Genomic DNA, 13855 nt, shown 5'->3' on the forward strand with positions numbered 1-13855 from the left:
TGACGCGATGCGCATCAGGCCCTGCAAAAACATTATGCCTGACGCTGGGCTTCTTTCAGCGTCAGATACCCGCTCCAGACCCGCGTAAACGTCGTCATCCAGCATAGCGCGCCAAATATCCACGCCATCACCGCAAAATACCCCGGAAACAGGCAGCCAAGCACAAACAGCAAAATGGTCTCCGTCCCTTCCGTTAACCCACCCAGATAATAAAAGGATTTATGCGCATAACCGGGATTAGCAATCTGGTGCTTCGCCGCCAGCGCAGCGAACGCTAAAAAACTACTGCCGGTGCCGATAAACGCAAACAATAACCAGCCCCCTGCCAGCGCGTTTTGCTCCGGCGCAGCAAGAATAAAACCAAACGGCACTAAGGCGTAAAACAAAAAGTCGAGCGAGATATCAAGAAATCCCCCCGCATCGGTTAATCCTCTACGCCGCGCCAGTGCACCATCCAGCCCGTCAAACAGACGATTAAGCACAATGGCCACCAGCGCGGACTGATACCAGCCCAGCGCCAGAAAAGGCAACGCCAGAACACCGATAGCAAATCCAATCAACGTCAGACCGTCCGGGGTTATGGCGGGCCTGTCGATAACACGCGCACACTGGTGCAAAAGCGGTTTTAACCGCGGATGAATATGGCGGTCAAGCATGCGGATGTCCTTTGACGCTGTCACAAAGTCCCTGAGAGGGAATATCCAGAGCGGCATTAAAGCGCGCCGAGAGGTTTTGAAACGCTATCAGCGCGGTCATTTCGGTAATCACATCGTCGGTAAAATGTTGCTTCATTTGCACCTTCAATGCCTCATCAACCTGCGGAGGCGTGGCAGTAACCGCATCCGCATAGGCCAGCGCAATACGTTCTTCTTCACTGAATACCGCCGATGTGTGCCAGTTCGCCACGTCAAGCACTTTATCCAGCGCGCCACAGCGTTCAGCCAGCCGTAAGCTGTTGGCATCAATGCAAAAGGCGCAATGGCAAACCTGAGACACGCGTGTCATCAACAGGGCTCGCATCACCGGCGTTAATCGTGCCCGTTTGCGCTCCAGAAATCCGACAAACAGCGCCACCAGCCAGAACAGAGAAGGCATTCGCCCCCACCAGCGGGTGGGATGTAATACCTCGCCATAGTGTTTTTTCTGTGTGGCAACGAGCGGTTTCAGGCTGAAAGGGATTTGCGTTAACGGCTTTACCCACGATTGAGGATCGTTCAACGGTTGCTCCTGAATACTTCAGATAAAACAAAGATAGCGATAGTATGTCATCTTCTGACGTTAAATCTTGATGAATATGATGAAAACCCTCGACGTTGTCGCCGCCATCATTGAACGTGATGGCACTATTTTACTCGCCCAGCGCCCGGCGCATGCGGATCAGTCTGGAATGTGGGAGTTCGCGGGCGGTAAGGTCGAACCCGGAGAGAGTCAGCCGCAGGCGCTGATTCGCGAACTGCGCGAGGAGCTGGGCATTGAAGCGGTCGTTGGGCAATACGTTGCCAGCCATCAACGTGAAGTATCCGGCCGGATGATTCATCTGCATGCCTGGCATGTTCCGTCCTATCAGGGCGAACTGAATGCCTGTGAACATCAGGATTTGGTCTGGTGCTCACCCGAGGACGCACGGCGTTATCCGCTGGCGCCTGCGGATATCCCGCTGTTAGAGGCGTTTATTCTTTTACGCGACGCCAGACCAGCGGATTCGTGCTAATGGTTTTATCATCGCGCTGACACTGCAACAATACGCCATCGGCTTTGATCACCGCCCCTTCTGAGTAGTTTTGATCCTGATAAATACAGCACTGATTACAAGGCTGTGCACGCTGACCGCCGGAGCTAAACACTTCTGGCGGGACATTCACTTGCACATCCGGGCGGTAAAGCTGATTTGCCAGTGCCGCGCTGGATAGCATCACCAGCGCACCTGCCATGATAAGACGGCGCATACTCTTTCCTTTTAAACTGACATCTATGCTCAGTATAACGGTATAAACCCACCGAAACTTTAGCCCCTTCCGTCATCGCTTTTGGTTATGACCCACGTCGCAATATTAATTTCCTTAGCGCGGGGATTTTTTTCTTGCGTCCCGTCACACTGCTGATGTTATAGTCAAAAACAGCACAACAATTAACACAAACATCAAAATTATAACCATATCAACACATAAGAGGTTCTTATATCTATGGATCAGACAGGTTCTCTGGCGTCATTTCTCAACCATGTACAAAAGCGCGACCCGAATCAAACCGAGTTCGCGCAAGCCGTTCGTGAAGTCATGACCACACTGTGGCCGTTTCTTGAGCAAAACCCCCGTTATCGTCAGATGTCATTGCTGGAACGTCTGGTTGAGCCAGAGCGCGTGATCCAGTTCCGCGTAGTCTGGCTGGACGACCGTAATCAGGTACAGGTTAACCGTGCGTGGCGTGTGCAGTTCAGCTCCGCCATTGGTCCCTACAAAGGTGGGATGCGTTTCCACCCTTCAGTGAATCTGTCGATCCTGAAATTCCTCGGCTTCGAGCAGACCTTTAAAAACGCGCTCACCACGCTGCCAATGGGCGGTGGTAAAGGCGGGAGCGATTTTGATCCAAAAGGCAAAAGCGAAGGCGAAGTGATGCGCTTCTGTCAGGCATTGATGACCGAGCTGTTCCGCCATTTAGGACCTGATACCGACGTCCCTGCGGGTGATATCGGCGTGGGTGGACGCGAAGTCGGCTTTATGGCCGGGATGATGAAAAAGCTGTCCAACAACAGCGCCTGCGTCTTTACCGGTAAGGGACTCTCTTTCGGTGGCAGCCTGATCCGCCCGGAAGCGACCGGTTATGGCCTGGTGTATTTCACTGAAGCGATGCTAAAACGTCATGGTCTGGGCTTTGAGGGGATGCGCGTGTCGGTATCCGGCTCCGGCAACGTTGCGCAATATGCCATTGAAAAAGCGATGGAGTTTGGTGCTCGCGTGATTACCGCATCCGATTCCAGCGGAACCGTGGTGGACGAAAGCGGCTTTACCAAAGAGAAACTGGCGCGTCTGTGTGCGATCAAAGACAGCCGTGACGGTCGCGTGGCGGATTATGCCCGTGAGTTTGGCCTGACGTATCTGGAAGGCAAGCAGCCGTGGTCTGTACCGGTAGACATCGCTCTGCCCTGCGCCACGCAGAACGAACTGGATGTCGATGCGGCGCGAGTACTTATCGCTAACGGCGTGAAAGCAGTTGCTGAAGGCGCGAATATGCCGACCACCATCGAAGCAACCGATCTGTTCCTGGAAGCGGGCGTCCTGTTCGCACCGGGCAAAGCGGCCAACGCCGGGGGTGTCGCAACCTCGGGTCTGGAAATGGCGCAGAACGCCGCGCGTCTGGGCTGGAAAGCGGAAAAAGTGGATGCGCGCCTGCACCACATTATGCTGGACATTCACCATGCCTGTGTGGAGTACGGGGGAGAGAGCAAACAAACCAACTACGTGCGCGGCGCTAATATCGCGGGTTTTGTGAAGGTCGCCGACGCGATGCTGGGTCAGGGTGTGATTTAACACCGAATCTGTACGGCCGGATAAGGTATTTTCGCCCCTATCCGGCCGACAAACTGCCCGCGACAACTTACAGGCTCGCCTCCCCGGATGGCGGGCTTTTTTTCGTCGCACGTTTACGCGGCGCGCTCTTTTTCTTTTCACCACCACCCGGCGCGGTAATTCCCTTGAATCGGCGTACCGGCGTGCGTCTGGCCTGATCGATCAACTGATACAGCGTTCCCACCAGGGGTTGCATAAAGTCCTGATAACGGCACTGTTTTTCACTGATTTGCGTCAGAATCGACTCCCAGTGCGCGGTCATATCGGGTCGCGTCGCCATTTCTGGCAACGAGTGGAACAACGCTTTTCCGGCATCGGTTGAGTGAATATAACGCCCCTTCTTCACCAGAAAACCGCGCTTGAACAGCAGTTCGATAATTCCCGCACGCGTCGCTTCTGTACCTAAACCATCCGTCGCGCGGAGGATCTTTTTCAGATCTTTGTCCTGTACAAATCGCGCAATCCCGGTCATCGCAGATAACAACGTCGCGTCGGTAAAGTGGCGCGGCGGTTGGGTCTGACGTTCAACCACTTCGCCTTTTTCACACAGCAACTCATCATCTTTCGCCACAACCGGCAGCGGTGTACCGTCGTTATCTTCATCGCGCTCTTTATTGCCGAGCAATGTCCGCCAACCGGCTTCGGCGAGGAAACGCGCTTTGGCGACAAATTTCCCTTTCGCGATGTCCAGTTCAATGACGCACTTACGGAATACCGCGTCCGCGCAGAATTGCATCAGATACTGGCGCGCAATAAGGTTATACACCTTCGCTTCATTGTCATTCAGATTGATAGCGGTATTGCGCGCAGTGGGAATAATGGCGTGGTGCGCATCGACTTTTTTATCGTCCCAGCAGCGATTACGTGTGTCGGGATTGACTGCAGGCTGCGGTAACAGATCCGGTGCATGGACGCTAATTGCGTTCATGACCGCATGACGTCCGGCAAAATGCTCTTCTGGCAAATAACGGCTATCCGAACGCGGGTAGGTAATCAGCTTATGGGTTTCATACAGTTTCTGGCAGATATCCAGCACATTCTGCGCGCTTAAACCGAAGCGCTTCGCCGCTTCAATCTGCAATGCCGATAACGAAAACGGCAGCGGCGCGGATTCCGATTCCCGTTTATCGTTATAGCTGGTGACGATGGCGGGCTGACCGTTGATACGGTTCACCACATGTTCTGCCAGCGTACGATGGAGTAAACGCCCTTCTTCGTCCTGATAGGGCTCACACGCTTCGCTGGGCTGCCAGATGGCGGTAAACCGCTCATCGGCTGGCGTCACGATGTGCGCTTTCACCTCAAAGAAATCTTTGGCGACGAAGTTCTCAATCTCTTCATCGCGTCGCACCACCAACCCGAGAACCGGCGTCTGCACGCGCCCAACCGACAGCACCCCCTGATAGCCTGCGTTGCGCCCAAGAATCGTATAGGCGCGCGTCATATTGATGCCGTACAACCAGTCGGCACGCGCACGCGCCAGCGCCGATACGCACAGCGGGATAAATTCACTGTTTGCGCGCAGTCGGGAAATCGCCCGTTCTACCGCCTGTGGGTTGAGGTCGTTAATCAGGCAACGTTGCACCTGCTGGCGTTTCTCGGGAGCCAGTTGCAAGTAATCAAGCACTTCATCCACTAACAGTTGCCCTTCACGATCGGGGTCTCCCGCGTGAATGACTTCACTTGCCTCATGCAAAAAGCGCTTGATGACGTTGAGCTGTTTGGTCACAGAGGGACGCGGCTGTAGCTGCCACTTTTCCGGGACAATCGGAAGATCGACCAGACTCCAGCGAGCATAACGACTGTCATAGGCATCTGGCTGCGCCTGTTCAAGCAGGTGACCAATACACCAGGTCACCACCTGTCCATTTCCGCATTCGATAAAACCATCGCCTTTACGATGCGGCTTGGGGAGCACATCGGCAATCGCGCGAGCCAGACTCGGTTTTTCGGCAATAAACAACCGCATCGAGTTAACGAATCTCAACCATGGCGCGACCGCCACGAGCGTCCACTAACTCACCAATCGCGGTAAGTTCGATGCCGAACTGCGCCGCCGCAGCTTTGACTTCGGCCTCGGCTTGCGGCGTAACCGCCAGCAGCAATCCCCCTGACGTTTGCGGATCGCACAGCAAATCACGTACCGCCTGCGGCATCTCACCCATCAGGTGCCCGTAGCTGGCAAAGTTGCGTTGTGTTCCACCCGGTACGGCGCCCTGCGCGATGTACTCTTCAACGCCGGGGAGCTTAGGAATGTCCTGGTACACGATCTGCGCCTGAACCCCTGCGCCCTGACACATCTCACTCAGGTGTCCCAGCAGGCCAAAGCCGGTCACGTCGGTCATGGCTTTCACGCCTTCGATATCCGCAAACGCTGCGCCTGCAACGTTCATTCGACACATCACTTCCGTTGCCAGACCAATATGTTCAGGCTTGAGCAGCGATTTTTTCTCTGCGGTGGTCAACACGCCGATACCCAGCGGTTTGGTGAGGAACAGTTTGCATCCCGCTTCGGCTGTGCTGTTTTTCTTCACGCGCTCGGTCGGCACAACGCCGGTCACCGCAAGACCAAAAATAGGTTCCGGGGCATCAATCGAGTGCCCGCCAGCCAGCGCAATCCCGGCCTGACGGCAAGCGAAACGGCCGCCTTCCGTCACTTCACGGGCGATTTCCGGCGCCAACTTATCAAGCGGCCAGCCCAGAATCGCAATCGCCATAATCGGTTTGCCGCCCATTGCGAAGATATCGCTGATGGCGTTGGTCGCCGCAATGCGGCCAAAATCAAACGGATTATCGACAATCGGCATAAAGAAATCGGTGGTGCTGATAACGCTGGTGCCATTACCCAGATCGTACACAGCCGCGTCATCACGGGTTTCGTTACCGACGAGTAAGTTCGGATCGACGAACTTCGCCTGTTCGCTGTGCAGGATGGTTTCCAACACTTTGGGGGAAATTTTACAACCGCAACCGGCTCCGTGGCTGTATTGCGTTAAACGAATAGCTTGCTCGCTCATGGACATCTCCTGTCATTGCAATCGGGCTATGGTAGCGCTCATTCCGTGATGTGGTAAGAGCGACTGTCTGAATTCGGGTGTCTTTGCTCATAATCCAGACAGTTTAGCCGTTGATATCAAAAATAACGGACGAACGAGGTGGGGTCGGCAAGATTAATCGAGGTAGAAGCTTTGAGCTGTGGCGTGCCCAGATAGAGGAAACCGACAATTTTATCCTGCTCACGGCAGTCAAATGCCTCGCGTACTACTGCGCTTTCCGTTAACGCACCGCTACGCCAGATACCGCCAAAGCCCTGGGCAATCGCCGCCATCTGCATCGCCATTACCGCACAACCGGCGGACATCTCCTGCTCCCAGAGCGGAACCTTGTCGTTCTCTTCGCATTTCGCGACCACCGCGATGATCAGCGGTGCACGGAACGGCGCGCTACGCGCTTTTTCGATGGCTTTTTCGTCACTCTCCGCGGCAATCGCGCCTTTTTCGAGCACCGCGCTAAAACGCTCACGCCCTTCGCCCTCAATAACAAAAAAACACCACGGCTGTAACGATTTGTGGTCAGGCGCGCGCATGCCTGCCCGTAGAATGTTTTGTAATTGCTCTCCCGACGGTGCCGGTTCGACAAGACGAGAAGCGCTACGACGGGTCATCAGTAATTCGAGTGCATCCATTTGTTTAACTCCAACAATGAGATTTATTCACAAAACTAACACGTGAGCGGTTTTTGTTACAGCACAGCAGTGATTCCTGCTGACAAGTGCCTGTTGGGTCATTACGATAGCCACATCTTAACGCCTTTCTTCTGTATAACCGGAAGGCGTGTTGTTAATCGGTAGGGAGAATACATGCGAACCCTGTGGCGATTTATTGCCGGATTTTTTAAATGGACATGGCGATTACTGAATTTCGTCCGTGAATGTGTGCTTAACCTGTTCTTTATCTTCCTTGTACTGGTTGGCGTCGGTATCTGGATGCAGGTCAGCAGCACCAACAGTACCGAACACGCAGAGCGTGGCGCGTTGTTGCTTGATATCTCAGGCGTGATTGTGGATAAGCCTTCCAGTACCAGTCGCCTGGGGGTCATTGGCCGACAGCTGTTTGGCGCCAGTTCCGATCGTCTGCAGGAAAATTCCCTGTTTGATATCGTCAACACGATTCGCCAGGCAAAGGATGATCGCAATATCACCGGTATTGTGATGGACCTGAAGAACTTTGCCGGCGCCGATCAACCGTCCATGCAGTACATCGGTAAAGCGCTGCGCGAATTCCGCGACAGCGGGAAACCGGTTTTTGCCGTCGGTGATAACTTCAGCCAGGGGCAATATTATCTCGCCAGCTTTGCCAATAAAATTTGGCTCTCCCCACAGGGCTCAGTAGACCTGCACGGTTTTGCCACCAATGGGCTGTACTACAAGTCCCTGCTGGATAAACTGAAAGTCTCAACGCATGTTTTCCGCGTTGGGACCTATAAATCCGCTGTGGAACCGTTTATTCGCGATGATATGTCTCCGGCCGCACGTGAGGCCGACAGCCGCTGGATCGGCGAGCTGTGGCAGAACTATCTCGACACGGTAGCCGCCAATCGCCAGATCCCGGCTCTGCAGGTGTTCCCGGGCGCGCAGGCGATGCTTGACGGTCTGGCAAAAGTGGATGGCGACACCGCGAAATATGCGCTCGACAACAAACTGGTAGACGCCCTTGCCTCCAGTGCCGAAGTTGAAAAACTGCTCACCAAACAGTTTGGCTGGAGCAAAGCGGATAAAAACTACCGTGCCGTCAGCTATTACGATTACACATTGAAAACCCCGGCAGACACCGGCGACAGCATCAGCGTCGTCTTCGCCAATGGGGCCATTATGGATGGTGACGAAACGCCTGGGAATGTCGGTGGCGATACCACCGCCGCTCAGATTCGCGAAGCGCGCCTCGATCCTAAAGTGAAAGCCATTGTCCTGCGCGTTAACAGCCCGGGTGGCAGCGTCAGCGCCTCGGAAGTGATCCGTTCTGAACTGGCTGCCGCGAAAGCTGCAGGTAAACCGGTGGTGGTCTCAATGGGCGGCATGGCGGCATCCGGTGGATACTGGATCTCCACACCAGCCAGTTACATTGTGGCTAACCCAAGCACCCTGACCGGCTCAATCGGTATCTTTGGTGTCATCAACACCGTAGAAAACAGCCTGGATTCCATTGGCGTGCATACTGACGGCGTATCGACTTCGCCGCTGGCGGATATTGCATTCACCAAAGCATTGCCGCCGGAAGTACAGCAAATGATGCAACTGAGCATCGAAAATGGCTATAAACGCTTTATCACGCTGGTTGCCGATGCCCGTAAGACCACGCCGGAACAGATTGATAAAATCGCTCAGGGCCACGTCTGGACCGGACAGGATGCAAAATCTAACGGTCTGGTAGACAGCCTCGGTGACTTTGACGATGCGGTCGCGAAAGCGGCTGAACTGGCCAAACTGAAACAGTGGCACATCGATTTCTATCAGGATGAGCCGACGTTTGTTGATATGGTGATAAATAGCATGTCAGGCTCCGTTCGCGCCATGCTGCCAGCGGCCATTCAGGCAATGCTTCCGGCACCACTGGCCTCAGCGGCAAGCGCCGTGAAAGCCGAGAGTGATAAGCTGGCTGCGTTTAACGATCCGCAGAACCGTTACGCGTTTTGTCTGACCTGCGCCAACGTTCGCTAACTCTTGACCCCTCTTCGGCATGAAGAGGGGTTTTTCTTTGAGACAGAAGAAAAAGTCATGCAGAAGAAATCGATTTACGTTGCTTATACCGGCGGTACCATTGGTATGCAGCGCTCAGAACAAGGTTATATTCCTGTTTCCGGTCACCTTCAGCGTCAGTTAGCGCTGATGCCTGAATTCCACCGCCCCGAGATGCCAGATTTCACCATCCACGAATACGACCCGCTGATGGATTCCTCCGACATGACGCCGGAAGACTGGCAGCATATTGCGGAAGATATCAAAGCGCACTACGACGACTACGATGGTTTCGTCATCCTGCACGGCACCGACACCATGGCGTTTACCGCCTCGGCGCTCTCTTTTATGCTCGATAATCTGGGCAAACCGGTCATTGTGACAGGGTCACAAATCCCGCTGGCAGAGCTGCGTTCGGACGGTCAGATCAATTTGCTGAATGCTCTTTACGTTGCAGCCAATTATCCGATTAATGAAGTGACTCTGTTCTTCAATAATCGGCTGTTCCGTGGTAACCGCACGACCAAAGCCCATGCCGATGGTTTTGATGCGTTTGCATCGCCGAACCTTGCCCCGCTGCTTGAAGCCGGGATCCACATCCGCCGTCTGGGGACACCGCCAGCACCACACGATAGCGGTGAACTGATCGTGCATCCGATTACTCCACAACCGATTGGCGTCGTCACCATTTATCCGGGGATTTCGGCAGATGTGGTACGTAATTTCTTGCGCCAGCCAGTAAAAGCATTAATTCTGCGCTCTTACGGCGTCGGGAATGCCCCGCAGAATAAAGAGTTTCTGAAAGAGCTTGAAGAAGCGAGTTCGCGTGGCATCGTCGTGGTTAACCTCACCCAGTGCATGTCCGGTAAAGTAAACATGGGCGGTTATGCGACAGGCAACGCGCTGGCACATGCTGGCGTCATTGGCGGAGCGGATATGACCGTCGAAGCGACACTTACCAAACTGCATTTCTTGCTGAGCCAGGGGTTGGATGCACAAGCCATTCGCACCGCCATGACGCAAAATTTGCGTGGCGAGCTGACCCCGGACGAATAGAGGAGTACATGACGATGGCCAGAGCATTACTGCTGGTTGACCTGCAAAACGACTTCTGTGCGGGGGGCGCACTTGCCGTCCCGGAAGGTGATAGCACCGTAGATGTCGCTAATCGTCTTATTGACTGGTGTACAGCGCGTGGTGACGCAATCGTTGCCAGCCAGGACTGGCATCCGGTAAACCACGGCAGTTTTGCCAGCCAGCATCATGTTGCCGCTTACAGTCAGGGTCAACTGGACGGTCTGCCACAAACATTCTGGCCCGATCACTGCGTGCAGAACACTGAGGGCGCGGCCCTCCATACATTACTCAACCAACGCGCCATCAACAAGACATTCTGCAAAGGCGAGAACCCACTCGTTGACAGTTACAGCGCGTTTTTTGATAACGGACGGCGTCAGGCAACCGCGCTGAATGCATGGCTGCTGGAAAATCGCATTGCCGAACTCATCATCATGGGCCTGGCAACCGACTATTGCGTTAAGTTTACGGTGCTTGATGCGCTGGATCTTGGCTATACCGTTAACGTCATCACTGACGGTTGTCGCGGAGTGAATATTCAGCCACAGGATAGTGCGTACGCGTTTATGGAAATGGCGGCGGCGGGTGCCACGCTATATACGCTGGCAGACTGGGAAGAAACGCAGCGTTGATGCGTTGCTGATGGCAACCCCGCGTTGCCATCAGGTCTTGCCCGTGAGCTTACCGTGTTACATCGTAAAACGGCTTGTCTCCTCGCCCGTTCATCCACGACTTTCGAATTTTGCCCCCCCCTACCAGAATTGATATCCTGCGTCTGCCGCTTCGCCCGCATCGCGTGAACCCCTTCGCATTTTTCCTTTTTTGAAACTGTTAGTCTGCGAGAGCTGTTTTTTTCGCCACTTTTTGATGTGGCGTGTTGATTTTTTAATTGTCAAAGAGGAACACCGATGAAACTTTTGCCTTTGTTGGCAGCATTACCCCTGCTTTGCGCAAGCGTTGTTTCCGCGAATTCCCTGATGTCAGTCGGCTACTTTAACGGCGGTGGCGATGTCACAGCCGGTCCTGGTGGCGATATCGACAAACTGGATGTCCGCCAGATAACCCATCTCAACTACTCCTTTGGTCTGGTCTACAACGACGAGAAAGGGGAAACCAACGACGCCTTAAAAGAGACCAGCAAGTTGCACCAGATTTGGCTGTCGGAGAAAGTCCAGGCCGATCTGCAGAAAATTCCCGTGCTACGCAAACAGAATCCTGACCTGAAGGTTCTGCTTTCTGTGGGGGGCTGGAGCGCTCGTGGTTTCTCAGGCGCCGCGGCGACGAAGGAGACTCGCGCGGTATTTATTCAGTCGGCACAGGAAATTGTTGATCAATATGGACTGGATGGCATCGATCTCGACTGGGAATACCCCGTTAACGGTGCGTGGGGTTTAGTCGAAAGCCAACCCGCGGATCGCGATAATTTTACCGCGTTGTTGAAGGAACTCCGCGCGGCTTTTGGCCATAAAAAGCTGGTCACCATCGCGGTGGGCGCAAATGCTGACAGCCCTAAAAGCTGGGTTGATGTGAAGGCGATTGCGCCAGTACTCGATTACATCAACCTGATGACCTATGACATGGCTTACGGTACGCAATACTTCAACGCTAACTTATATGATTCGACGCAGTGGCCGACGGTTGCGGCGGCGGATAAGTACAGCGCCGACTTTGTGGTCAATAACTATCTTGCTGCGGGTTTGAAACCCAGCCAGATGAACCTCGGGATTGGCTTTTATGGTCGTGTGCCAAAACGCGCCGTTGAACCCGGTATTGACTGGAGTAAACCTGACGCGCAGAAAAATCCGGTAACCCAGCCCTACTTCGAATCAGCACAAATTGATCTGTTCAAATCTCTGGGTGTGGATCTGAGCAAAGATACCTACGTGAAATACAACGATATTGTCGCGAAGTTTATCAACGACCCGCAGAAACGCTTTACAGAACATTGGGACGATCAGGCAAAAGTGCCGTGGCTGTCGGTGCAGTCCGCTGACGGAAAAGCGCTTTTTGCCCTCTCCTACGAAAATCCGCGGTCAGTTGCCATCAAAGCAGACTACATCAAGAAAAAAGGTCTGGGAGGTGCGATGTTCTGGGAGTATGGTGCGGATGATAACAACCAACTGGCGAAGCAACTGGCCGAGTCGTTAGGAATTAAACACTGATCCCAACGCCGCGTACAATAGGTTATGATGAGCACCAGCCGCTGCGCCAGTTTTCGGCGCAGATTTTCATTTTCTACAGGAGGCATGCAGTTTTATGGCTTTTATCCCTAAAAATTACGCCCGTCTGGAAGTCGGATATCGGGAAAAGGCGCTTAAACTCTTCCCCTGGGTCTGCGGACGCTGTTCCCGTGAGTTTGTCTATTCAAATCTTCGCGAATTGACGGTACACCATATCGATCACGATCACTCCAACAACCCGGAAGATGGCAGCAATTGGGAGATGTTGTGCCTGTATTGCCACGATCATGAGCATTCCAAATATACGGAAGCGGACCAATATGGTTCCACCGTGGTCGCGGGCGAAGATGCGCAGAAGGCTGTCGGCGAAGCGAAATACAACCCGTTTGCCGATCTTAAAGCGATGATGAACAAAAAATAATTGTGACCGCAGGCCCGGCGTTTTTACTACCGGGCCTCTGCCCTCAGGATTTGAACGTCGCAATCGGCTCTGGCGTGATCCCGAATTCGACCTTCAACTGCTGCTTACTCTTCATTACCATCTCACCACGCGTGTCGATAGTCATGTGCTGCGCATCAACATTGTTGCGTGCCTGCCACAACATCACCAGTTGTAAACTGTTCTCTTTTTGTTCTGCTGTCAGCGCAACACCATCCGGCCATTTCCCCAGCTCAACGGCAGTGGATAAACGCTGATAAACTTCCGGCGTCATGCTGTCGATCATCTCATCAAGATTCATGTTAAACCCGCTCCCGTAGAATAATTTGCTGAATCGTTTCCTCAGCCTTTAATTTGCTCACCACTTTCGCCATCAGTAAAGTTTAATGATGCCGAGTTAACACAGTAACGTTCGCCGGTAGGTTTTGGACCATCCGGGAAGACATGTCCGAGGTGTGCATCACAGTTGCCGCAGCGGATTTCAATACGTTGCATTCCGTGCGATGTATCTTTGATGTAACGGATAGCCTCTTCGTTAACAGGCTCGTAAAAACTGGGCCAGCCGCAGCCGGAATCGTATTTTGTATCTGAACGAAACAGCGGTTTGTCACAGATCAGGCAGTGGTAGACACCATCACGCTTGTTATGCAGCAAACGCCCGGTAAATGGCGGTTCTGTCCCATGATTTTGCGTCACGTAGAACTGCATTTCGGACAAATTTTTTTTCAGTTCTTCTGGAGAAGGTTGATTAGCCATTTGCTCACATCTCACTTTATCTATACTCACAATGCGAGACAGATTCTAACAAAACATTAACACCGGAGTGCGAACTTTTGTTCTAAACTTGATCCTTGCGAAA

15 protein-coding genes are annotated in these 13855 nt (G+C 53.4%); 7 read left to right on the top strand and 8 right to left on the bottom strand.

Going from position 1 to position 13855, the window contains the following annotated elements:
* Positions 1-32 precede the first annotated feature (32 nt).
* Together N7268_RS23130 and N7268_RS23135 are read right to left on the bottom strand one after the other, a co-directional pair.
* Positions 33-656 carry a CDP-alcohol phosphatidyltransferase family protein gene (locus N7268_RS23130; protein ID WP_260864637.1) on the bottom strand — a complete coding sequence of 208 codons (624 nt, stop codon included), beginning with the start codon at positions 654-656 and terminating at the stop codon, positions 33-35.
* Complete coding sequence (locus tag N7268_RS23135) at positions 649-1218, bottom strand: carboxymuconolactone decarboxylase family protein (RefSeq protein WP_260864638.1); 570 nt, start codon at positions 1216-1218, stop codon at positions 649-651. Before N7268_RS23135 ends, N7268_RS23130 begins: the two co-directional genes overlap by 8 nt.
* 76 nt (positions 1219-1294) lie before the next feature.
* Between N7268_RS23135 and N7268_RS23140 the strand changes: the two genes are divergently transcribed.
* Positions 1295-1711 carry a pyrimidine (deoxy)nucleoside triphosphate diphosphatase gene (locus N7268_RS23140; protein WP_260864715.1) on the top strand — a complete coding sequence of 139 codons (417 nt, stop codon included), beginning with the start codon at positions 1295-1297 and terminating at the stop codon, positions 1709-1711.
* Here the strand turns inward: N7268_RS23140 and N7268_RS23145 are convergent.
* Positions 1671-1931 (bottom strand): YnjH family protein, encoded by a 261-nt coding sequence (locus N7268_RS23145; RefSeq protein WP_198905422.1) that lies wholly within the window; start codon positions 1929-1931, stop codon positions 1671-1673. The genes N7268_RS23140 and N7268_RS23145 overlap by 41 nt on opposite strands.
* A gap of 252 nt (positions 1932-2183) precedes the next feature.
* On the opposite strand from N7268_RS23145, the gene gdhA reads away from it, so the two are divergent.
* A complete protein-coding gene (gene gdhA / locus N7268_RS23150) occupies positions 2184-3527 on the top strand; it encodes an NADP-specific glutamate dehydrogenase (protein WP_260864639.1) in 1344 nt (447 codons plus the stop codon).
* Positions 3528-3594: 67 nt separating this feature from the next.
* On the opposite strand, the gene topB is transcribed toward gdhA, so the two are convergent.
* The 3 genes from topB to N7268_RS23165 all read right to left on the bottom strand — a co-directional run bounded on the left by topB (position 3595) and on the right by N7268_RS23165 (position 7251).
* Positions 3595-5535 (bottom strand): DNA topoisomerase III, encoded by a 1941-nt coding sequence (topB, locus tag N7268_RS23155; protein ID WP_260864640.1) that lies wholly within the window; start codon positions 5533-5535, stop codon positions 3595-3597.
* A 4-nt stretch (positions 5536-5539) separates the two neighbouring features.
* The gene (gene selD / locus N7268_RS23160) at positions 5540-6583 is read right to left on the bottom strand and encodes a selenide, water dikinase SelD (RefSeq protein ID WP_260864641.1); all 1044 of its coding nucleotides are present in this window, start codon (positions 6581-6583) and stop codon (positions 5540-5542) included.
* Between the two features lie 116 nt (positions 6584-6699).
* The gene (locus tag N7268_RS23165) at positions 6700-7251 is read right to left on the bottom strand and encodes an NAD(P)H nitroreductase (RefSeq protein WP_260864642.1); all 552 of its coding nucleotides are present in this window, start codon (positions 7249-7251) and stop codon (positions 6700-6702) included.
* Positions 7252-7425: 174 nt separating this feature from the next.
* On the opposite strand from N7268_RS23165, the gene sppA reads away from it, so the two are divergent.
* The 5 genes from sppA to yajD all read left to right on the top strand — a co-directional run bounded on the left by sppA (position 7426) and on the right by yajD (position 12978).
* Positions 7426-9282 (top strand): signal peptide peptidase SppA, encoded by a 1857-nt coding sequence (gene sppA / locus N7268_RS23170; RefSeq protein WP_260864643.1) that lies wholly within the window; start codon positions 7426-7428, stop codon positions 9280-9282.
* A gap of 57 nt (positions 9283-9339) precedes the next feature.
* The gene (gene ansA, locus N7268_RS23175) at positions 9340-10356 is read left to right on the top strand and encodes an asparaginase (protein ID WP_260864644.1); all 1017 of its coding nucleotides are present in this window, start codon (positions 9340-9342) and stop codon (positions 10354-10356) included.
* 14 nt (positions 10357-10370) lie between these two features.
* On the top strand, positions 10371-11009 hold the full coding sequence (gene pncA, locus N7268_RS23180) for a bifunctional nicotinamidase/pyrazinamidase (RefSeq protein ID WP_260864645.1): 639 nt from the start codon (positions 10371-10373) through the stop codon (positions 11007-11009).
* Between the two features lie 276 nt (positions 11010-11285).
* A complete protein-coding gene (locus tag N7268_RS23185) occupies positions 11286-12539 on the top strand; it encodes a glycoside hydrolase family 18 protein (protein WP_260864646.1) in 1254 nt (417 codons plus the stop codon).
* 94 nt (positions 12540-12633) lie between these two features.
* Positions 12634-12978, top strand: a complete 345-nt coding sequence (gene yajD / locus N7268_RS23190; protein WP_003832478.1) for an HNH nuclease YajD — start codon at positions 12634-12636, stop codon at positions 12976-12978.
* A gap of 43 nt (positions 12979-13021) precedes the next feature.
* Here the strand turns inward: yajD and N7268_RS23195 are convergent, their stop codons facing one another.
* The gene (locus N7268_RS23195; protein WP_198904423.1) at positions 13022-13297 is read right to left on the bottom strand and encodes a YeaC family protein; all 276 of its coding nucleotides are present in this window, start codon (positions 13295-13297) and stop codon (positions 13022-13024) included.
* A gap of 41 nt (positions 13298-13338) precedes the next feature.
* Positions 13339-13752 carry a peptide-methionine (R)-S-oxide reductase MsrB gene (gene msrB, locus N7268_RS23200; protein ID WP_260864647.1) on the bottom strand — a complete coding sequence of 138 codons (414 nt, stop codon included), beginning with the start codon at positions 13750-13752 and terminating at the stop codon, positions 13339-13341.
* Positions 13753-13855 lie beyond the last annotated feature (103 nt).

Source organism: Citrobacter sp. Marseille-Q6884 (assembly GCF_945906775.1).
GTDB lineage: Bacteria > Pseudomonadota > Gammaproteobacteria > Enterobacterales > Enterobacteriaceae > Citrobacter.

Bases quoted from the DNA above. Each gene is read 5' to 3' on its own strand.
- N7268_RS23130 (WP_260864637.1), bottom strand. From the start codon at position 656: ATGCTTGACCGCCATATTCATCCGCGGTTAAAACCGCTTTTGCACCAG.
- N7268_RS23140 (WP_260864715.1), top strand. From the start codon at position 1,295: ATGATGAAAACCCTCGACGTTGTCGCCGCCATCATTGAACGTGATGGC.
- N7268_RS23145 (WP_198905422.1), bottom strand. From the start codon at position 1,931: ATGGCAGGTGCGCTGGTGATGCTATCCAGCGCGGCACTGGCAAATCAG.
- gdhA (WP_260864639.1), top strand. From the start codon at position 2,184: ATGGATCAGACAGGTTCTCTGGCGTCATTTCTCAACCATGTACAAAAG.
- topB (WP_260864640.1), bottom strand. From the start codon at position 5,535: ATGCGGTTGTTTATTGCCGAAAAACCGAGTCTGGCTCGCGCGATTGCC.
- selD (WP_260864641.1), bottom strand. From the start codon at position 6,583: ATGAGCGAGCAAGCTATTCGTTTAACGCAATACAGCCACGGAGCCGGT.
- N7268_RS23165 (WP_260864642.1), bottom strand. From the start codon at position 7,251: ATGGATGCACTCGAATTACTGATGACCCGTCGTAGCGCTTCTCGTCTT.
- sppA (WP_260864643.1), top strand. From the start codon at position 7,426: ATGCGAACCCTGTGGCGATTTATTGCCGGATTTTTTAAATGGACATGG.
- ansA (WP_260864644.1), top strand. From the start codon at position 9,340: ATGCAGAAGAAATCGATTTACGTTGCTTATACCGGCGGTACCATTGGT.
- pncA (WP_260864645.1), top strand. From the start codon at position 10,371: ATGGCCAGAGCATTACTGCTGGTTGACCTGCAAAACGACTTCTGTGCG.
- N7268_RS23185 (WP_260864646.1), top strand. From the start codon at position 11,286: ATGAAACTTTTGCCTTTGTTGGCAGCATTACCCCTGCTTTGCGCAAGC.
- yajD (WP_003832478.1), top strand. From the start codon at position 12,634: ATGGCTTTTATCCCTAAAAATTACGCCCGTCTGGAAGTCGGATATCGG.
- N7268_RS23195 (WP_198904423.1), bottom strand. From the start codon at position 13,297: ATGAATCTTGATGAGATGATCGACAGCATGACGCCGGAAGTTTATCAG.
- msrB (WP_260864647.1), bottom strand. From the start codon at position 13,752: ATGGCTAATCAACCTTCTCCAGAAGAACTGAAAAAAAATTTGTCCGAA.